This window comes from Fibrella forsythiae (assembly GCF_017353175.1).
Classification (GTDB): Bacteria; Bacteroidota; Bacteroidia; order Cytophagales; family Spirosomataceae; genus Fibrella; species Fibrella forsythiae.
In genome coordinates, this window is sequence record NZ_JAFMYW010000008.1 from 65992 (window position 1) to 88475 (window position 22484).

Genomic DNA, 22484 nt, shown 5'->3' on the forward strand with positions numbered 1-22484 from the left:
GTAACACCAGTAAACGAACTGCTTGTCCATGCTGACACTAACGAACGACACCGCCCCCCTACTCACCCGCGTATTGACCGCGGATCAGCTTGCCTTTTTCAATAAAAATGGCTTTATCCATATTAAACATTTCGTTGATCGGGCGACCGTTGACCTTTTCCTGTCTGAAATACAGTGGATTGAGTCGCAATGGCTGGCTGAAGGTGTAGAGAAAGTAAATGGAACGCCGCTTAAGTTCGGTCACGATGAAAATGGCCAGCGAATCGTGCAGCGGTTTGCGTTCACGTCGATGTTCAGCCCTGTGTTGCGGCAGTTCCTGAAAGACGAACGCCTGCAGGACCTGACGAAGTTGCTTGCTCCCTACGAAGGGCGTATCAGCCCCGAAGAGAAAGATGGGTTGGTCGTGAATCATTACGTCAGAACGCCAGAATCGAATTTTTCGCGAATGGGCTGGCATACCGACAGCCCACGCGACCTGTTCCTGGGTCAACGCATTCTGCCTATGCTGAATGTGGGTCTGCACCTCGACGATTGCCCGCAAAGCAATGGTGGTCTGCGCGTTCTGCCCGGCACACACCGGCAACATACGCTGATGACGCTCTTCCGGAAAAAGCAGTTCATCGACCATCGACCCGACCGCCGTGAGGTAGGTTTTGATATTGAAGCAGGGGATCTGACCATTCACAACGGTAACCTCTGGCACCGCGTTGAGCAATCGCCAAATTTCGGTGCGACCAGTCGGCGGCGGGTGATGTACATTCCGATCATTACCGGCGATTTCAAACCTAAAGACGCCAGCAGCAAAACGCCGTTCTACCACCGTTTTGCCAAACGCATTCAGGATTAAGTAGGTGGCTTCGCGCTAAAGCACATGGCTGACGCAGATGTAATGCTTCGCTAGGCCCTTCGACAGGCTCGGCGCCCCCGGCTCAGGGTGACAACTCACTCAAGCATGTTCATGACGAACTTGGGTAGGATTGTCACCCTGAGCCGGGGGCGCCGAGCCTGTCGAAGGGCCTAGCGAAAGCCATACACTGAAGCAAACAATCAACGGAAAACACACTCTTTTTTCTAACGCACAATACGCATAATGTGGTCAGCCTGGCGGCAACTGAGTTGACCATAAATAAAAAGACCGGAACGGCGGCAACCGTCCCGGTCAGTTCGTAACAAGGTCCTGGCAGACCTTATTTTTCACGTAACCACTACAATAATGCGAATTTTTATTCGATTAGTAGCCGTTTTTCTGCTACTCACCAGCGCATTACTGCCTGGCAAGGCACAGGCGCAAACAGCTACGATTTCCGGAACGGTCCGATCCGGCACGGAACCTATCCCCGGTGCAAACGTCGTTTTAAAGGGACAGAACAAGGGCACCAGCACCGACGGCGACGGCCGTTACTCGATCAACGCCGGACCAGGGCAGGTGCTGGTCATTTCGGCTATCGGCTACGAGAACACCGAAGCAACGGTGGGCAATGTGGGCAGTTCAACCCAGCTTGATGTTGTTCTTAAGGAATCAGCCTCGCAACTCAGCGAGTTGGTTGTGGTTGGCTACGGCACGCAGGACCGCAAAAACCTGATCGGTGCCGTGTCGCAGATCAATGCCGATGAGATAAAGACCCGGCCTGTAGCCAGTTTCGAGCAGCAGTTGCAGGGGCGTGTGGCCGGCGTGCAGGTATCGGCCAACACGGGCGTGCCGGGCGACGGGCTCTATTTCCGTATTCGGGGCAACACGTCGATCAACGCCAGCAATGACCCGCTGTATGTAGTCGATGGCGTGTTCATCAACAACAACAGCCTTCAGAAAATCACCACGCAGGGACAGGCCAACAACCCGCTGGCCGATATTAACCCCGCTGATATTGAGTCAATTTCTATTCTGAAAGACGCCGAAGCGACGGCTATCTATGGCGCACGGGCAGCCAACGGCGTGGTAGTGATCACGACGAAACGGGGCACGTACAACGCCAAAACAAAAGTGACCCTGAACACATCGGGCGGACAGGCATGGGCCCCTAAACTCTGGGATTTGGTGACCGGCCCCGAACACGCCACGATTATCAACGAAGCGTGGGTGAACGACGGCAAACCCTTCGCCACGCGTCCATTCCGGCCCGTTTCTGAAGGTGGACGCGGTTTACCTTCAGAACAGCCTACCTACGACCGGTTGGGCGATATTTTCCGGGCGGGCAAATTGCAGAATTACGATCTGAGCGTTTCGGGTGGTAACCAGCAGACGCGCTTTTATCTGGGCGGCGGCTACACCAGTCAACAAGCTACTCTACGCACCAACGACTTTGCCCGGGCCAGCTTCAAACTTAACCTGGATCATGAGCTGACTGATAAGATCCGGATTGGCACAAGCAACATTTTTTCGCAAGCGAACCGGACGAATGCACGGGTGGGCGACGGACCACAGGGCGGCATTTTGCAGGCGGCCTTACACACACCAACATACCTACCAAAATTTAATGCTGATGGGACCTACGCCAAATGGGCTGGTTTCGATAACCTCGACGTGCTGATCAATAATACCGATATGCAATCGGTGAGTACGCGTTACATTGGCAATATCTACGGAGAGTGGGACGTACTGCCCGGCCTGAAACTCCGCAGCAGTTGGAGTCTGGATTACAACCTGTACGACGAAAACGAGTACTGGAACACGCTCACCAACCGGGGCGCGGCCAGCAAGGGACTGGCTACGTCGAGCCTTAGCCAGAACATGATCTGGATCAACGAACAGACGCTCAACTACCGCAAGACGCTGGGCGAGCAGCATTCGTTTGGTCTGCTCATTGGTAACACCATTCAGGGTAACACGTCCAAACAAACGCTGGCCCAGGGCACAAACTTCCCATCCGACGATTTCAAGCAGATTGCGTCGGCCTCGGTCACTACGTCATCATCGAACCGGAGCCTGAACCGGCTCACGTCGTTTTTTGGGCGGGTCGACTACAATTTTGCGCGGAAGTATTTCATCGAAGCCAGTCTCCGCGCCGATGCCTCAAGCCGGTTTGGTGCCAACCATCGCTGGGGCTATTTCCCATCGGCAGGGGTAGCGTGGCAGATTAAGCAGGAGAATTTCTTGCAGGACGTTCGGGCGATCAGTGACCTGAAACTACGCGCCAGTGTTGGCTGGACGGGCAACCAGAACGGCATCAACGATTTCGCGTCGCGCGGCTTGTGGGGCGGCGGTTACAACTACCAGGATAACCCAGGTACGTTCCCAACGCAACTGGCCAACCCCGACCTGAAGTGGGAAACCACCCGCCAGATCAACGCCGGGCTGAATATCGGGCTGTTTAACAACCGCATTGCCCTGGAAGTGAACGCCTACGAAAAGTACACCTACGACCTGCTGATTCAGGTACCACTGGCCCAGAGCACCGGCTTTTCGAGCATCTTCCGCAACGACGGCGAGGTGAGCAACCGGGGCCTCGAATTTGGCCTGAACACGGTCAACATCCAGCGCGAAGGCCTAACCTGGAGCACTAACTTCAACATCTCGACCAACAAAAACCGCATCGAAAAACTATCGATTCCGGTCGATGCCAGCTATAACGTGGAGCGGCTGGTGCAGGGATACCCTTACCATGCGTTCTTCGTCTACAAACAGTTGGGCGTGAATCCCGAAACCGGCGACGCGATCTACGACGATTACAACAAAGATGGCGTGATCACGGCGGCCGACCGGCAGTATGTGGGTACGGCCCTGCCCAAATTCGTCGGTGGCCTGAACAACACCGTTACGTATGGCGGCTTCGACCTGTCGGTGCTGGTTAGCTTCACATCGGGCAACCTGGTCAATAACAACAACCGGTTCTTCCATGAGTCGGGTGGTACGCGGGATGACCGGCGAGCCATTAACAAGAACCAGTTGAACCGCTGGCAGAAGCCCGGCGACATCACCGACGTACCCAGAATCACCACGCTGGGTAACAACTACAACCTGAACCCGAACAGCCGCTTCATCGAAGACGGTTCATTTATCCGCCTCAGCAGCGTGGTATTAGGCTATACGCTCCCCAAAACATGGCTGCGTAAGGTGGGCATCTCATCGGCGCGGGTGTATTACAACGGCTCGAACCTATTGCTGCTTAGCAAGTATCAGGGGCCAGACCCGGAGGTAAACGTAACCGCCAACCAAAGCACGCAAGGCCAGGACCTGGGTACGCCTCCCATTCCACGAACCGCCCAGTTTGGCCTTAATCTGACATTGTAAACCCCTCACCCCCGGCCCCTCTCCCACGTTGGGAGAGGGGGGAAATGCTCTGCTGCTTGGCGAAGCTACTGTAGAGAGGCTCCCCTCTCCCAACGTGGGAGAGGGGCTGGGGGTGAGGGTCCTCCACTATGAACAAGACAAAACTCTTCCTACCACTGCTGCTACTACTCTCAGGATGCAGCAATTTTCTGGACGTTCAACCCGTGTTGCAGGTCGACGAACAGCGAGCTATTACGTCTGCGAATACGGCCGAGGTAGCGCTGAATGGGCTGTATAACCGCCTGGGCAACGACAACTATTACGGCTCAAACTTCCCGGCGCTGTCGTACCTGTCGGGCGGCGATATTCAATGGACAGGATCGCAGGGGGCTCCGCAGGAGATTACGGCCCGCAAGTTGACCGCCGACAATGGGTACGTGTCGCAGGCATGGCAGGGCATTTATCAGACGATTCTCGCGGCGAATTACCTGCTCGAAGCCGTACCGAAGCTGACCGATCCGCTGCTGACCGATGCACGCAAAGGCCAGATCCAGGGCGAGGCGCTGGCTATTCGGGCGCTGGCCTATTTCGATCTGGCGCGGGGCTGGGGTGGCGTGCAACTGGTGCTGAAACCAACCCGGACAGCTGCTGACAACACCGGCATTGCGCGTAGCAGCCTGGCCGATACCTACGCACAGGTGCTTGCCGACCTGACCGCCGCCGAACCGCTATTGACCGCCACGACCAACCGTAACCGCGTGACGCGCAAAACGGTCTGGGCACTACGAGCACGGTATCATCTCTACCGTCAGGAATGGGAGCAGGCTGACGCCTACGCCACGAAGCTGATCGACGATGCGACGAACTACAAGCTGGTAAAGCCTTATAGCGCGTTCTTCGCCAACAATGCCGTGAATACAACGGAATCAGTATTCGAACTAGCCTATTCCAATTCGTTTAAAAACGGGCACTACAACTGGTGGCTTCCTCCGGCGCTGAGTGGACGGCGGGAATGGGCTCCGAACGCGCAACTGGTGACGCTCCTGAACAACCCGGCAATAGGCGGCAATCGCTCCGCAGTCATAGGCCAAACGGCCGCTCCGGGCAATCTCTGGTACGGTAAATTGTACTACCGCACGCCCACAGGTACCGACCCCGCTTATTTGATCCGCATCGCCGAGGTATACCTGATTCGCGCCGAAGCCCGCGCTAAGCTGGCCAAACCCGCCGATGCGCTGGCCGACCTCAACACCGTTCGCAGCCGCGCCGATCTAACGGCTCTGACCAGCACCACAACCCCGAGCACCGACGCCATTCTACTAGCCATCGAGAACGAACGCCGCCTCGAATTCGCCTTCGAAACCGACCGTTGGTTCGACCTCATCCGCACTGGCCGCGTAGCTACCGTTCTGGGCATCACCGATGCCAATAAGTACGTCTTTCCTATACCAACCAGTGAAATTCTGGCCGATAAAGCCCTGACGCAGAACAAGGGATATTAACACTATTTCGGATTGGGGATCTCGGATCTCGGATTAACTACCCAACTTAGTGCGCTCTCATCATTTTCAATGAATTACCGCATACTGTTCTGAACTAGCATAACGCACCCCGGCCCAAGTCATACAGCAAAAACATTCTTTAGATGAAAAATCCATTTATCCTGTTGGCCCTCCTGCTGGCCTTCATTACGAATCAACTATCCGCACAAACGACTGGCCCAGAGAAGGGGGCCGTGGTAATCGTCGGGGGTGGCGCTATATCGCCCGATATCTGGAACCGTTTTATCGATCTGGCGGGTGGAAAAGCCAATGCCCGGATCATTGTCATTCCCACGGCGGGCGATGATTCGACGCTGAACGCCAGTGGGCAACGTACCCAGAAACGGCTTCAGGAACTGGGCGTCGCCAACGTGACCCTGCTCCATACCCGCGACCCGAAACAGGCCAATCAGGAATCATTCGTGGCACCGATTCGGCAGGCAACAGCCGTCTGGTTTGAAGGCGGTCGGCACTGGCGGCTGGCAGACTCGTACCTGAACACCCTGGCGCACAAGGAATTTAACGCACTGCTTGGCCGGGGCGGTGTCATTGGCGGTACCTCGGCGGGGGCTACCATCCTTGGCTCTTTCATGGTGCGGGGCGACACCAAAGGCAACAGCATCATGGTAGGCGATCACACCGAAGGGCTGGCCTTCGTAAAGAACCTGACCGTCGACCAGCACGTGCTGCGCCGGAACCGGCAGTTCGACCTGATCGAGGTCATCAAAGCGCGTCCCCAGTTGCTGGGCATCGGCATCGATGAAAGTACGGCAGTGGTCGTGCAGCAGAATGCGTTCGAGGTGATTGGCAATTCGCTCGTGGGTATCTACGACATCAACCAGATTAACAGCAACGCAAAGTATCCGTCGGGCCAGAATAGTAGCGGCGGCCCGTTTTACTTTCTCACGAAAGGGCAAAAGTTCGATTTGCAGGCGCGCAAAGTGATCAGCCAACCGGCACCCCGTCCGAACGAACCGGCGAAGTAAAACCCAACACATCATGCCTATCTCCTATCACGAGCCGCACCCTTCCTGGGAAGGCCGTTCAGCCACTGCTTTGCCTAATTCAGCATGGAAACCGGTCGAAAAAGGGCTTTTCCGCTTCGTTGCGCTGTATTTCCTGATTCAGATTCTGCCGCTGTCCCCGTCATTCTGGCGCGGTCTGTTCACGGCCGACTGGCAATACGGCCTCTATCAGCCGTTGTTTAAACTGGCTAAGTACACGCCCAACTTCGTCGGCGACAGCAGTTCATTTGTAAACTGGATCATAGCAGCTGTACTGGCCGGACTGGGTACGTTCGGCTGGTCTGTCTGGGAGAAAAACCGGCGGGAATCGGGCAAACCCGCGCTCGACTACAACCAGTTGAACGCCTGGTTACGCATCCTGATCCGCTACCGACTGGCGGCTGGTCTACTGGCGTTCGGCCTCATCAAACTGTTCCCGATTCAGGCACCCGAACCGTCGCTGAGCCACCTCAACACACCCTACGGCGAGCTGACCGAGTGGAAAATCTTCGCCCTCACGCTGGGCGTCGTGCCCTCCTATCAGGCGTTTCTCGGACTAGTCGAAACAGTCGCCGGACTGTTGCTGCTCACCCGTCGCTCGGCCACCATCGGGGCATTTATCACCGTTTTTTTTACGGGTAACGTGTTCATGTCGAATGTTGCGTATGGCGGGGGCGAGTTCGTCTATAGCCTGTTCCTGATCACGCTCGCGCTGTATTTGCTGGCTTACGACGCTCTACGGCTCTACAACCTGCTGGTACTAGGCAAACCAACCGCACCCAATCGCTACCGCCTGACCTTTGCCGAAGGCTGGCAACAATCGGCCCGACTGGCGGGGAAAGTTGTAGCCGCGCTGCTGATTCTGACGTACGGCCTGTCGGCCTACGGAGCCTTGCGTCAGGGCGGACATCAGTATCCAGGTACCGCGAAAAAAGCCCTTTTGTCAGAAGCCGCCGGTTTATACACCGTCCGGGAGTTTCGCCTGAACGGACAAACGCGCCCACCTTCACCAGCCGATTCGCTACGCTGGCAGAATGTTGTGGTTGAGAAGTGGAACACCATCAGCATCCGTCGTCCAGCTCCGGCTTCACTTGTCAAGCTAAACCAGGAGGATGTAATCGGACCAGATTCGGCCCGAAACTTCGAATGGGCAGGGCAGATCGGGCGGCATTACTACCATTACGAGCCAGTGGCCGATTCCTCAGCATCAGCCGCCCAAACGCTGGCACTCCGCAACCCACAACGCCCCGATGACAGCTTCCGATTCCATTACGAACGACCCAACCCAGGTACGTTGGTACTGGCTGGCGTGAACGCCCACCGTGATTCCGTATACGCCGTTTTAGAACGGGTAGACAAGAAATACTTATTGGCTGAAGCCGCCAAAGCGGGACGCCGTAAAGGATTGACCCTCTGATAGTTCCTTATGATAAGCACGCAAACCCCTACTGAGCAACGGCACTCGTCCGTGACTCCATCGCCAGCCAGACCAGTGCGAAGCCGTTGGTCCGAAACAGAGAAGATCGCATTTCGCATCGCGTTTATTTTCTTCGTCGCCATGGCCCTACCGAACAACGTCGGCTGGTACCGTGACGTTGTCGCCCTCGACTGGACAAACCTGCACTACCGCGACGTGTATGACATCGCCCGGTTTGGTTCCGGCCTGAGCCTGTTCGGCAACACCCTGTTTGGCAGTCCGCTACTTGGCTATGCGCCCTGGATCATTACGCTTTTGGCTGCTATCGTCGGCGGAGCGATCTGGACCGTCATTGTAAAAAATCGCAAATCGGAGCCTGTCAATTACAACATCCTTTACTATTGGCTCCGCGTGGTGGTGCGCTACCGGGCGGGCATCGGCATTATCGGTTTTGGCTTCACGAAACTGCTGCCGACGCAGCTCCCCTTCCCGTCGCTGGGCCTAATGAACGCCAATTTTGGCGACCTCACGGCCCAGAAACTGTACTGGTTGTCGATCGGTATTGTGCCCTGGTACGAAGTGTTCACCGGCGTGGTCGAAGTGGCGGCGGGCGTGTTTCTGTTCTTCCGCAAAACCACCTTTCTGGGCGCAGCCCTGCTGTTCGGTGCTCTGGCCGATATCGTGTACGTCAACCTCGCCTACGACGGGGGCGTGCATGTCTACAGCTCCTACTTCGTGCTGCTGGCGGCCTTTCTGGTATGGTACGATGTTCCCTTTGCCTGGAACCTGCTGGTACGCGAACGCTTCACGGTGCCGGTCTACCATTACCCCACCTTCGCCAAGGCCTGGCAACGGTGGACACGCTATGGGCTGAAAGCCGCTACGCTGTTCCTCTTCATTGGCGTGCTGTTCTACCTGCAAGTCGTCAATTTCATTTACGACCCCTACAAGCAACCCGCCCAGCGTGGTATTCACGAGCTGCGCGGCAACTACGCGGTAACGGAATTCAAACTGAACGGCCAGCCTATCCCCTACAGCCAGACTGACTCGACGCGCTGGCAGGAAGCGACCTTCGAGAACTGGAGCACACTGACGTTCAAGGTGAATCGTCCCGCCAGACTCGATCTGAGCAACGGCGGCGGTGCCCCCATGCGCGACCTGAACCGAACGTTTGAAGTAACAGGCGTGGCAGGTGGCCAACGGGTCTTCTACTACGATGCCGACACGGTAAACCAGACGCTGTATTTGCAGGATAAAGTACGCCTGAACGGTCCACGTGAGGATGCGCCCGGCGCAGGCAACCCGGGCGAGAGCGGTACCCGTCGTGGGAAAGAAAAGGCCAAAAATCCGAACGCTATCTCAGAGGCTAAGTGGATTCCGGCGCAGGCGAGGGCCAACATTGGCGATGAGTTTACGAAAGTTCATCCGCTGGTGCAGACCACCCGCCGCAAGCGGGGCATAATCGAAGAGAGCAAGCCCACCGAGCGGAAGCGGATGGTTCTCCGCTACCAGACCACCGACGGGTCACGTGTGGTCCTGACCGGTATCAACGAGGAAAAAGATTCGATCTACGTGGTGCTAGACCGAATTGTCAGGCCCTACGCCTTAACGGAAAGCACCTTGAAAGCGGGTCGCTATTAATGAGCTATCTTTCGGCAGCAGACTCCGACGATGAACATACCCCATATGAATGCACCTGAAAAACAATACGACGCCGTCATTGTGGGCTCTGGCCCAAACGGACTGAGCGCAGCCATTGTGCTGGCGCGGGCCGGGCTGTCGGTGGTGGTGCTTGAAGCCCGGTCTGTTATCGGCGGCGGTACCCGGTCGGCCGAGTTGACCCTGCCCGGATTTGTGCACGATATGGGATCAGCTATTCATCCGCTGGCGGCGGGGTCTCCCCTGTTTCGAAGCTTACCGCTGGCCGATCACGGACTGGAATGGATTTACCCACCCATAGCCGCCGCCCACCCGCTCGATGGCGGAAAAGCAGCAATCCTGACCGGCTCCGTTGCCGATACGGCCCGAACACTCGGCGTTGATGAAGCAACGTACCTGAAGCTGATGGAGCCGATCGTTCAGCATTGGCCAACGCTGGCGGTCGACGTGCTGGGGCCATTACGTTTCCCGAAACACCCGATCGATCTGGCTCTATTCGGGCTTGACGCGTTACCACCGGCAACGTACCTGGCCAGCCGGTTCAAGACCACCGAAGCGCGGGCGTTGCTGGCGGGCATGGCTGCCCATGCCATTCAGCCGCTGACCAACCTGACTACCTCAGCCATTGCGCTGGTGCTGATGGCGGCTGGCCATCAACGAGCCGAATCCGGGTCCGGCTGGCCCATGCCTAAAGGCGGTTCACAACAGATCGCCAATGCCCTGGCTTCTTACCTGAAATCGTTGGGGGGCGAGATTCAGACCGATCGGACCGTTCGTACACTGGCCGATATCCCCAAAACGCGTGCCGTGCTATTCGATCTAACACCGAAACAGATCCTCAGTATTGTCGGCGATCGCTTTTCAACCCTGTACCGGGAGCAGTTGAAAAATTACCGCTACGGCCCCGGCATCTTTAAAATCGACTGGGCGCTGGATGGGCCCATTCCGTTCACGAACGCCGATTGCCAGCGCGCCGGAACCATTCACCTTGGCGGCACGCTCGAAGAGATCGTGTTGGCCGAACAGCAGACGTACGACGGCAAACACCCAGACAGGCCGTATGTACTACTGGCCCAGCAAAGCCGGTTCGACCCTACCCGCGCCCCAAAAGGCAAACACACGACCTGGGCCTATTGCCACGTACCCAACGGCTCCACCGTGGATATGACCAATCAGATTGAAGGGCAGTTGGAACGGTTCGCACCCGGATTCCGCGATCTGGTTCTGGCCCGACACACTATGAACACGGCACAGGTCGAGGCGTGGAACCCCAACTACGTAGGCGGCGATATCAACGGCGGCATCATCGATATTGGTCAACTGTTCACCCGCCCAACCATCAGCCTGACACCCTACCGTACCTCGGAGACAGGTATGTTCATTTGCTCATCGGCCACGCCACCGGGCGGAGGCGTTCATGGCATGTGCGGTTACCATGCCGCCCGCGTTGTCCTGCGCGACAGTTTCGGAAAAGACGTGCCGGTTGCCTTGTCAACAGGATAACTAACGTATATATTCTACAGGTGAAAACCTGACGGGAATCTTTTGAAACGAAGAGAGATGTAATACTATATGTCTGTAGAGTTAAAAGAGTTTTACTAAAGCTAATTTTTACATAAATCGAAGGGCATAACTATATATAGGTTCGTGGGTTTCATCTTGAAGCTTATCCAATTAAATTGCCAACACGTTCAGATAATTATTGCAAAAAGTATAACTAAGTGGTTCGGTATTTGCCGAATGATACTCTGTTGACATGTACCTAGCTAGCAAGATGAATAAATTTACTCTTCTCTTTTTTTTTCTTTTCACTCACTTTGTTTGTAGCGGAACAAATTTTTACATCAAGCAAGGAAATAGCACATCGAATAATGGCTTAACACCCGCCACAGCTGTTGGATTAAACTCCACGGGCGCCATTCCCAACGCTGTTTTGAGCACGATTCAACCTGGTGATTTCATTTATCTGATTGGCACTTTCACGAACCCAAGCTATACTGCAAACAGCCCCGCTGGTGTTCCCGTAGATGATCCACGATTTTGGCATGGTGAAAACACAGTTAGAATCAGTAATCTTAACGGGAGCGCCGGTAGGTATATTACCCTGAAGCCGTACGACAGCACAACCTTACTGAAAGGTGATGGCGGCAATATTCTCAGGATACAGAACAGTTCTTACCTTAGAATTGACGGGTTTACGGTTCAGGGCGAAGTGGATAATCTGCCTTTATCAGTAGCAAATGCTCTGCAATTCGTCTACATTTTAGGGTCTGCTTCTAATCTATTAGATCCAACACCGGCTGAAATACACTATCGAGACCAGGACTGTATTTCTAATTGCACGCCCGGGCTGGTTGTTGACGGAGAAGTGTATTCCAGTCTGAACCCGAATCAGGTATACAGGCCAACCTATTATGACACGCGGGGTATGTACCTAAGTGATGTCAACCATATAGATATCGTAAATAACCATATCCACCACATGCCCGGTGGCGGTTTACGCGTTTCTGATTGTGAAGATATTCTGATAGAGGGTAATGAAATTAATGATTGTTCAAGACGATCGTCGGGCGGAACACATGGTTTAGTTGTTACTAAAGCTACCAGCACGCGAACTGGTGATGATTACAGGATCAGCCTTCTTCGCAATCTCGTTCATCATAATTACAACGAGCAATATTCCTGGGCACCAGATAAAACCGTTATCACGCCGCACATTGATGAGGGGAAAGGTATTTCTCTACAGAGAAATCAAACGGTACCGGGGGTAAACTGGGATAATGGCCGGATTTTAATTGCCAATAATATCTGTTATTATAACGGGTATAGCGGCATCCATAGTAATGATGGAAACAGGATTGATATAGTCAATAACTCATGCTATTTCAATTCGTATACGGGTTCAATAACTATTGGTGGAACCAACCCGAATGGAGGAAATATTGGCATTAGCATTTCAGGCGGAACAGGTCATAAAATTGTCAACAACATTGTGGTTATTGATAATAACATGACACGTTCGCCTATCAGTACGGATATCACGACGCCAGGGGCCATGATCGTGAAAAATAATATTATTTATGGCACCACGGGTGCGGTTGGTACGGATCTAAACATTGATGCCATTCAGGAAAATACACAAATGGTATCTCCTCAGTTTACTAATCAAAATGCGTTCGATTTTACGTTGGTAGGTACGTCACCTGCCATAGATAATGCGTTTGTTGCACCCTATGTACCAACAGTTGATTACTACGGTAATGCAAGAACAACCCCTGATATTGGCGCAGTTGAATTCCAGAGTGCGTTGGCCGTCGACCTGCTTGACTTTAGCGGTCAGGCGACTGAAGAAGGAAACTTGGTGACGTGGTCAACGGCTATGGAAATGAAGAACAATTATTTTGAGGTGGAACAGTCAACCAATGTGAAAGACTGGAGATCTCTTGGCCGTGTTAGCAGTAAAGGAAATAGTCAGGCAGCGCAACGATACAGGTTCCAGCATAAAAACGTAACCTCAAAAATTAACTATTACCGGCTAAAAATCGTAGACACGGATGAGAAATATGAGTTATCAAAAGTTGTATCGGTCATAAACGAACGGACGCAAAAATTGCTTGTTTATCCCAATCCCTTTTCACAGTCAATCTGGTTAGAAGGGGTTGAAGCAGGCGATATGATTCATATTTTTGACGAGACCGGTAAGGCGGTGCGTACTGTAAGGATGGATATAGTTACTGATAATCGATTTAAACTTGATACGTCAGCTTTACAAGCCAACAAGTTGTATTTCTTAAAAACAGGGAATACTGTTTCTAAACTTTTGAAGCAACTAAATTGACATAGTGGCGATGTAGTAACCAGGTGTTGATACCTAGCTTTAGAAAGGGCTGTTGCGAATTCGTGACAGCCCTTTTGTCTATGAGCATAAGCGAAATTACAACGCCAGTTCCTCGCGGATGAGCCCATTCGTTATCGCTCGCTTGTAGCGAGTTACTCCTTTCAGTAGGGCATCCGATCTGTTCACAACTAATGAAACAGAGGCATTGCTAGAAGCGCTACTGGCCAGCGAACGGGAACGGGTTTGTATAGGGTAAACGCATGAAGGAGCGCATTGCCTCGCCCGTCTGCCGCTCGCCGAATCGCTCGCTGGGCTTTCTCCTAAAAATCGGAGCGGTGCTTCATCGGCCCATCGGGCCGTAACACCGGTAGAAAACGGTCGGAGCAGCAGACAGTTTACGTCCCGTCAGGGACACCACATTGATTTTTAGTTCGCCGATATACCCATGTTGTGTCCCTGACGGGACGTTCGTTTATTGGCTTGTTACCTTCTCTACCAGTGTTATGGCCCGATGGGCCGATAAAGCACCGCTCCGATTTTTAGGAGAAAGCACTGATGGTGCAGGCCCTACAGCGCGAAGCTTTACCACTCTTCACAATCTAATCCATAGACGGTTACAGTAGGACTTTTGTCATCCTGACGCTTTTTTGTCATGCCGCCGCCAGGAGGGATCATGGCGTTCCTTGCAAAAGGGTCAGGCGCTACCCGAAGGAACGCCATGATCCCTCCTGGCGGCGGCATGACAAAGACGCTGCCTGTCTTGCGATAGTCAACCAACTAAATTGGTTATGCACTATTCTCTCCCGATAGCGTATTCTTCCTCACCCTATCGATAAATTCAAAAATCAATATCCTCAACCCCACCCCCCACTGCCTGACAATGAATCGCTTAGTACAGCTAGTCAATTGAAATGATAGAATACTCCCTAAACCCGATAGACTATTACCATAATTAATTGATAATCATTTAGTTGAATTTTCTTTCAGATCTCAGTTTTCCTACTCAATTTTGCCCTATCGATTGCTGTTCGGGGTAAATAGCCCGAACAGTAATCGATAGGGGACCGATAATAAACGGTTCTTTTTTAGCCACTTATAATCTATTTAGTATATAGACTATAAGTATTATTAATCTATTAATCATCGCTTTTCAATTGCCCCCATTGACGTTTTGAACAAAGACAATACACCTGATAATGAGACATTTTTTAGTAACTGTTTTACAGATTAGCATCCTGCTTCTACCCTTTTGGTCTGCAGCACAAAACACACCGATTATTAATGCGACCGTATCGGGCCGGATCATCGATGCCCGCACCGAGCGACCCCTGATTGGCGCGGCGGTGGTTATCAAAGGCACCACAAACGGATCATCCGCCAAAGAAGATGGTCGCTTTACGCTCCTTACGGGTCAAAAGCTACCCTTCACGCTCACGGTTTCCTTCGTTGGCTACAAGACGACCGATGTTGTTATCAACGAGAATAATGTAGAGATCAGACTGGAAGAGGGCACCAATGAGCTGGCCGACGTGGTCATTACCTCGCGCCGTCGACAGGAATCAGCCCAGAACGTACCCATTCCGATTTCGGTGCTGCGAGGCGCGCTGGTCGAAGATGCCGGGGCCTTCAACGTCAATCGATTGAAGGAACTGGTGCCTTCGGTGCAGCTTTACTCATCGAACGCCCGTAACACAACGCTCAACATCCGGGGCCTGGGCTCCACGTTCGGCCTGACCAACGACGGTATCGATCCGGGCGTGGGTTTCTACGTCGACGGCGTGTATTACGCCCGTCCCGCCGCTACAGCCCTCGACTTTGTCGACATCGATCAGATCGAGGTATTGCGCGGACCGCAGGGAACGCTGTTTGGCAAAAACACAACGGCCGGTGCGTTTAACATCACCACACGCCCCGCCAGTTTTCAGCCGGGAGCTACCTTCGAGGTGAGTTATGGTAACTACAACTACATGCAGGCCAAGGCCTCTGTAACGGGCCCGTTGACCAGGAATCTGGCTGCCCGCGTGTCGTTCTCCGGTACCCAGCGCAACGGCCTGATCTACAACGTACGTACCCAGCAGCCGGTCAATAGCCTCAACAACCTCGGTGTTCGGGGGCAGTTACTGTATACTCCCAGCGATAACGTCAAGTTGACATTAGCAGGCGACATGTCTGACCAGAAGCCCCTTGGCTATGCCGTTATTTATGCCGGAGTTGTTCCTACCCAACGGCCCGCTTACCGTCAGTTCAACACCATCATTGCCGACCTGGGCTACAAACTACCCTCAACAAACCCCTTCGACCGAATTACGGATCAGGACACGCCATCACGGGCAAACAACACGCTGGGCGGGGTGTCGCTCAACGCCGACATCAAACTTGGCGGCGGCACGCTGACGTCGACATCAGCCTGGCGCTACTGGAAATGGGATCCGCTCAACGACCGGGATTACATCGGACTACCTGTATTTACTATTTCGGCGGGCAACTCCAAGCATGATCAGTATTCGCAGGAAATTCGCTACGCTGGCAATGTGTCTTCGCGGGTGAGTGGCGTTGTGGGCGCGTTCTACCTCTACCAGGATCTACAGTCAGACCCCGTACAAACGGAAGAAGCCGGTTCGGCTCAATGGCGGTTTGCGCAAAGCTCAACCAGTGCACTCTGGAAAACGCCGGGCCTGTTCGATAACTTCGGCATCAGAACCACCAACCGGATCCGCAGCACCAGCGCCGCCCTGTTCGCGCAGGCAGACTGGGCCATTACCGACAAGCTCCACTTCCTGCCCGGCCTTCGCTATAACTACGACCGGAAAATCGCCAACTACAAACGCGAAACCTATGGCGGCTTGCAAACCACCGATGCGGCTCTGATCGCCCTCAAAAACGCCGTGTATACGAATCAGGCGTTCGATGCCGACGTAGACGAAACTAACCTGTCGGGTCAACTGACGCTGCAATACAAGGCCAGCGATCGACTCAACGCCTTCGCCACGTACTCGACCGCTTATAAGCCCATCGGGATTAACATTGGCGGGTTACCGACTGCCAACGGACAGGTATTGACCGACCTGGCGCGGGTGAATCCCGAATTTGTAACGCATTACGAAGTTGGCATAAAAACCAAGCCAACGCCGAATTCGGTGCTGAATCTGGTGGTACACAACAGTGATATCAAAGATTACCAGACGCAGGTGCAAACGCCTGAACCGGGCGTAAACCGGGGTTATCTGGCCAACGCGGAGAAAGTACGGGTGTGGGGTGTCGAACTGGACGGTAATCTGCGGGTGAGCAACGCGTTCTCGGTCTACGGCGCACTGGCTTACACCGACGCGAAATACGTGTCGTTCAAAAATGCACCGGTGCCGCTTGAAGAGACGGGTGCCGCTCAGGCGTTCAAGGATGTGTCGGGCGGTGCCCTGCCGGGTGTATCGAAATGGGCCGGTTCGCTGGGTGGTGAAGTCAGTGGTTCCGGGAAATTTCTGTCGCAGGAAGGCCGGTACTTCTTCGCGGCCGACGCCTATTTCCGCTCATCATTCTCATCGAGCCCGTCGCCGTCGCAATACCTCAACATTGATGGCTACACGCTGGTAAACGCCCGCGTTGGTTTCCGGGCCTCTAACGGCACATCGGTCTTCCTGTGGAGTCGTAACCTGCTGAACCAGAATTATTTTGAGCAACTACTCCCCGCCCCTGGCAATGCCGGACAGTACGGTGCTGTACTGGGTGACCCACGTACCTACGGCATCACCTTGCGCTATTCATTCTAAGTGGCGTGAATAGCTAGCATTTTGCTTCGCGCTCTAGGCTTCGCGCCCGGGGCGCGAAGCAAGATTTTTATCGTTGTCGCTTGCCTGTGGCGAGTGGCCCATAACTTGAGGGCCTCTGACCCCGGTGATCAAATGATGCCAAATGTTGACCGTCGACCGGTTTATAAGCTACCAACGGGCCGGAGGCCCTACTGTTAATTGTCACTCGCCACAGGCAAGCGACAGCGATAAATGAGAATAGCCCGTACAAGCCCGCTGATAACGACTATATTGCCGGTATACTACTTACTCAACCGATTACATATGCAACACCCTCTACTGACCGCTCGGCCAGTTGTACGGCCCATCTGGCGCTGGCTTCACCTATTCATTTTCCTCTTCACTCTATCGGCGGCCTCGGCGCAGTCAGTCGTGACGGGTACCGTTACCGACGCCACCTCGAATGAAGTGCTGGCCGGCGCCACGATTCAGGTCAAAGGTACCACGATCGGCACCACTACGGATGCGCAGGGAACGTACAGGATCAACGTACCTGGCAACGGCCCATCCACTACACTGGTGATTTCCTTCATTGGGTATCAACCGCTCGAACAGGTCATTGGCAGTCGAACGGTGATCGACGTGAAGCTGAGCAGTTCTGATAACGCACTGGGCGAAGTGGTGGTGGTCGGCTACGGGGTGCAGAACCGCCGCGACATCACTACGGCAATTGGCTCTGTGCGCGCGCAGGATATCGCCAACCAGCCCGTATCGAGCTTCGATCAGGCGCTGGCGGCTAAGATTGCCGGGGTACAGGTAACCCAGACGTCGGGCGCGCCCGGGGCTGCCCTTCAGGTACGTGTTCGGGGTACCGGCTCCATCAGCGCGGGCCTCGATCCGCTGTATGTGATCGATGGCATACCTCTTTCGCGCGACACAAAGTTTGCGACGGGCAGTACCAGCACCCAGTTTCCCGACAACCCGATCAACGTACTCAGCACACTCAACACCGATGATATCGAGCGCATTGAAGTATTGAAAGACGCCTCAGCAGCAGCGATTTACGGGTCGCGGGGTTCCAACGGCGTCGTACTGCTGACTACCAAACGCGGCAAAGAGGGTAAGACCATTATCAGTTACGACTCCTACGTAGGCTTCCAGCAGGTGACCAAGAAACTCGATCTGCTGAACGCCTATGAATACGCGACGCTGAACGCCGAAGGAAAAAACACGGCCTACCTCGACCGTAACCCCGCCGGTAAGCCCACCGATTCAAACGACATCCGGAACAGCAACGCCGCCTGGGGCGCACCCAGCACGCTCATTCCACCGCAGGTTACGCCCTATCTGACGGGACAAGCCGGATTGACGAACACCGACTGGCAGGATCAGATTTTCCGGACAGCACCGGTGCAGAACCATACGGTCTCGATTTCCGGCGGCAATCCGAACGTGAAGTATTACGTGTCGGGCAACTACATGGATCAGCAGGGAACGGTCATTAATTCGGGCTTCAAACGCTACAGCGCCCGGGCCAACCTCGACATCAAAAGCGGTCGGCTGTCGGTGGGGTTCAACCTGAACCCGACGTTCGCGCACCACGACCTGATCAAAGCGGAAGGCCCGTACCTGGCCGACGGCGTAATTGGCCTGGCGTTGCAGATTGCCCCGATCTGGCCCGTTTACAACGCCAATGGCTCATACAACTTCGACGCAAACGGCTGGGGCTACGGTGCCACGTCTATTCTGAACCCGGTGGCTGTGGCGAAGGAAATAAGCGACAAGCTGGATCAGATTCGGCTGCTCGGCAATGCCTATGCCCAGTATGATATCGCCAAAGGCTTGTCATACCGGCTCAACATCGGGGCCGATCTGAACAATTTCCAGCGCGATTACTACCGCCCGTCGACCGTTGAAATCCGCGACCGGAAAGGCCCGTCGATTCCAACCGGCTTTTCACGTACCCAGACTTATGTCGACTGGCTGATCGAGCATACGCTGAACTACACGCGCACCATCGGCCTGCACAACCTATCAGCGCTGGCGGGTTTCACCTCGCAGAAAGACCGACGGACGGCCAGCGAACTATCGGCCACCAATTTCCCCAACGATCTGGTACAGACCCTCAATGCGGGGCAGGTTACGGGCGGCAGCTCCGACATTCAGGAATGGTCGCTGCTCTCGTACCTGGCGCGTGTTCAGTACGATTACGACGGCCGGTATCTGCTGTCGGCCGCCATCCGGGCCGACGGATCGTCGCGGTTTGGGGCGGCCAATCGCTGGGGGTACTTTCCGAGCGTGTCGGCGGGCTGGAACATTGCGCAGGAGCCTTTCCTCAAATCATCGACCTGGCTAAGCGACCTGAAACTGCGCGGCAGCTTCGGCCTGACGGGTAATTTCCAGATTCCCAACTACGGATCGGTCAGTTTGCTCAACTACCAGAACTACGTGCTTGGTCCCGAAACGATCGTGAGCGGACTGGCTCCCGGCAACTCGGCCAACGACAAGCTAAAGTGGGAAAAAACGGCCATGCTCGATATCGGGTTCGATGCCAGTTTCTTCCGCAACCGCCTCACGCTGACTGTCGACTATTACAACGCCAACACCTCTGACCTGCTGTTGAACGTACCTGTGCCACGTACCTCAGGCTTTAGCACGGAGCTGCAGAACATCGGAAAAGTAAACAACCGGGGCTTCGAGTTTACCCTTGGTACGCAGCAGACCTTCGGGCGATTTGGCTGGACAGCCAGTGCCAATCTGGCTACCAACCGCAACGAAGTGAAGGCACTGGGTGCATCGGGCGATCCGATCATCGTGTCGGGCGGGGTTGCCGGGGCGCAGTTCATCACCCGCATCGGCGAACCGATCGGCCAGTACTGGACCATGCAATACGACGGCGTGTTCAAGAACCAGGCCGAGGTTGATGCTTACCCACATACCGCCACGACCAAGCCCGGCGACTTCCGGTTCATCGACACCAACGGCGACAAGAAGATCGACTTCAGCAGTGATCGTACCGTTACCGGCAGTTATTTTCCGAAGTACACGTTCGGCTTCACCAACCGCTTCACGTACCTGGGTTTCGATCTGGGCGTGACGGTGCAGGGTGTGCAGGGGAATAAGATCATGAACCTGATCCGGCGCTACCTCTACAACTCCGAAGGCAACGGCAACCAGTTCCGGGGCGCGCTCGACCGCTGGCAGTCGGCCGATAATCCGGGCAATGGCCTGGTCAACCGGGCGAACCGACTATCAACGGGTTCGAACGGTGAAATATCGACCTGGCACATCGAAAACGGCTCCTACGTCAGAATCCGGACGCTCTCGTTGGGTTACTCCCTGCCCACCGCCCTGTTGCAACGCCTGCACCTGAACCGCGCCAGAATTTACGTCAGCGCCCAGAACCCGTTCACGTTCACGAAGTACAGCGGCTACAACCCGGAAGTGAGCAGCCGCCCCGACAACTCCCTGTCGCAGGGTGAAGATTATGGCACGTACCCACTCGCCAAAACCACCTCGATCGGCCTCAACCTCAGCTTCTAAATCCACCCAACGATATGAACAAGGAAACACAGTCTATTCGGCAATCGGTCTTTCGTCCATCACTGCGCAAAACCGTCGCCCTTTCTCTGCTGATCATAGGCCTTTCCGCCTGTCAGCAGGGGTTTCTCGACCTGAAGCCGCTGTCGCAGCCGAACGTCGACAACTTCTACAAGACCGCCAACGACTTTGGCAACGCCGTGAACGGGGCCTACGACGTGCTGCAATCAGCCAATCAGTATGGCGGTGATTTCAACACGCTGCTCGAAGCCCGGAGCGATAATGTGCTCGACAATGACCCATCGTCCAATGCGGGCCTGCGCTACAACATCGACCGGTTTATCGAGCCAACCACCAACTCACTCCTGCGCGATACCTGGGGCAGTCTGTACACCGGCATCAACCGAACTAACCTGATTCTGGATAAGATCGATGCGGCCGCCGTTGCGGGGGTAGCCTTCGACAATACGCTGAAGAACCGGTACAAGGGCGAGGCACAGTTTATCCGTGCCCTCTCGTATTTCAATCTGGTCAGGTTGTGGGGGAAAGTGCCACTGGTCCTCAAAGCCGGTTCCACGACCGACTCGCGTTCATACGTCCGCAATGAGGTAGCCGAGGTATATGCAGCCATTGAAAAGGACCTGACCGATGCGGCGGCCAATCTGCCTGCCAATTACACAGGCGCCGATGTAGGCCGGGCCACGTCGGGCGCGGCAAAAGGATTACTGGGCAAGGTGCTCGTGACCGAAAAGAAGTTTAGCCAGGCGGCTACGGTGTTGCGCGAAGTCATCAGCGCAGGTACGTATCGTCTGTTGCCGAACGTGGCCGATGTGTTCGCCGTCACCAATAAAAACAACGCCGAAATTGTGTTTGCGGTGAAGTTTAAGAAGGGTGTCGGCGGTGCCTTACCCGAGGGCCATGCGCTGTGGTACGGCACCAACATCGGTGACAACATCGAGGCGTCACTCCGGGCGGCGTATCCAACGGGTGATGCACGCAGGGCCCTGACGGTGCAGATTCCCGTGCCGAGCAACGTCAACGTGGTACCCCGTAAGTTTTATGACGAGTTCTCGGCCATAAACGACGTAGGCAACGATTTTCCGGTGCTGCGCTACGCCGATGTGCTTCTGTTGTATGCTGAAGCCGTGAACGAATCAGCCGCTCAGTTTAGCGCCGACGCCCTGGCGGCGGTCAATCAGGTACGTTCGCGGGCGGGAGCACCAGTGTACACGGAAGCGCAGCTCGGCGGGATGCAAGCTACCTTCCGTGAAGCGATCATCAACGAACGTCGACTTGAGCTGGCGCTGGAAAATGACCGCTGGTTTGATCTGGTCCGCACCGGAAAGGCTGTGGATGCACTGAAAGTAACCGGCATTACGGTACCCGCTAACCGGCTCATCTACCCCATTCCCCAATCGGAAATCGATACGTATAACAATCCAACGACGTTTGCCCAGAATCCGGGCTATTGACCCTGGACGTTGCTTCGTGTCTTAAACTTTTCACATTCGTTGTATTCGGCTTTTTTTGTCATC

At 54.6% G+C, this 22484-nt stretch carries 11 protein-coding genes; all 11 read left to right on the forward strand.

What is annotated here, in order from left to right; all coding sequences use genetic code 11:
* The first annotated feature begins 28 nt into the window (after positions 1-28).
* The 11 genes from J2I46_RS23345 (at position 29) to J2I46_RS23395 (ending at position 22421) form a co-directional block, all read left to right on the forward strand.
* On the forward strand, positions 29-847 hold the full coding sequence (locus J2I46_RS23345; protein WP_207331494.1) for a phytanoyl-CoA dioxygenase family protein: 819 nt from the start codon (positions 29-31) through the stop codon (positions 845-847).
* Between the two features lie 366 nt (positions 848-1213).
* Positions 1214-4228 (forward strand): SusC/RagA family TonB-linked outer membrane protein, encoded by a 3015-nt coding sequence (locus J2I46_RS23350; RefSeq protein ID WP_207331495.1) that lies wholly within the window; start codon positions 1214-1216, stop codon positions 4226-4228.
* 128 nt (positions 4229-4356) lie between these two features.
* Positions 4357-5709: a RagB/SusD family nutrient uptake outer membrane protein gene (locus tag J2I46_RS23355; RefSeq protein ID WP_207331496.1), complete on the forward strand. Its 1353-nt coding sequence runs from the start codon at positions 4357-4359 to the stop codon at positions 5707-5709.
* A 143-nt stretch (positions 5710-5852) separates the two neighbouring features.
* Entirely contained in the window at positions 5853-6734 is an 882-nt protein-coding gene (locus tag J2I46_RS23360) for a cyanophycinase (protein WP_207331497.1), read from the forward strand.
* Positions 6735-6747: 13 nt separating this feature from the next.
* Complete coding sequence (locus J2I46_RS23365; protein WP_229379911.1) at positions 6748-8169, forward strand: DoxX family protein; 1422 nt, start codon at positions 6748-6750, stop codon at positions 8167-8169.
* Positions 8170-8178: 9 nt separating this feature from the next.
* A complete protein-coding gene (locus tag J2I46_RS23370) occupies positions 8179-9810 on the forward strand; it encodes a hypothetical protein (protein WP_229379912.1) in 1632 nt (543 codons plus the stop codon).
* Between the two features lie 30 nt (positions 9811-9840).
* Complete coding sequence (locus J2I46_RS23375) at positions 9841-11331, forward strand: phytoene desaturase family protein (protein ID WP_229379913.1); 1491 nt, start codon at positions 9841-9843, stop codon at positions 11329-11331.
* Positions 11332-11602: 271 nt separating this feature from the next.
* Entirely contained in the window at positions 11603-13666 is a 2064-nt protein-coding gene (locus tag J2I46_RS23380; RefSeq protein ID WP_207331498.1) for a right-handed parallel beta-helix repeat-containing protein, read from the forward strand.
* A gap of 1196 nt (positions 13667-14862) precedes the next feature.
* Positions 14863-17430, forward strand: coding sequence for a TonB-dependent receptor (locus tag J2I46_RS23385; protein WP_207331499.1), 2568 nt, complete (start codon positions 14863-14865; stop codon positions 17428-17430).
* Between the two features lie 303 nt (positions 17431-17733).
* Positions 17734-20952 carry a SusC/RagA family TonB-linked outer membrane protein gene (locus J2I46_RS23390; RefSeq protein ID WP_207331500.1) on the forward strand — a complete coding sequence of 1073 codons (3219 nt, stop codon included), beginning with the start codon at positions 17734-17736 and terminating at the stop codon, positions 20950-20952.
* A gap of 14 nt (positions 20953-20966) precedes the next feature.
* Positions 20967-22421 (forward strand): RagB/SusD family nutrient uptake outer membrane protein, encoded by a 1455-nt coding sequence (locus J2I46_RS23395; RefSeq protein WP_207331501.1) that lies wholly within the window; start codon positions 20967-20969, stop codon positions 22419-22421.
* Positions 22422-22484 lie beyond the last annotated feature (63 nt).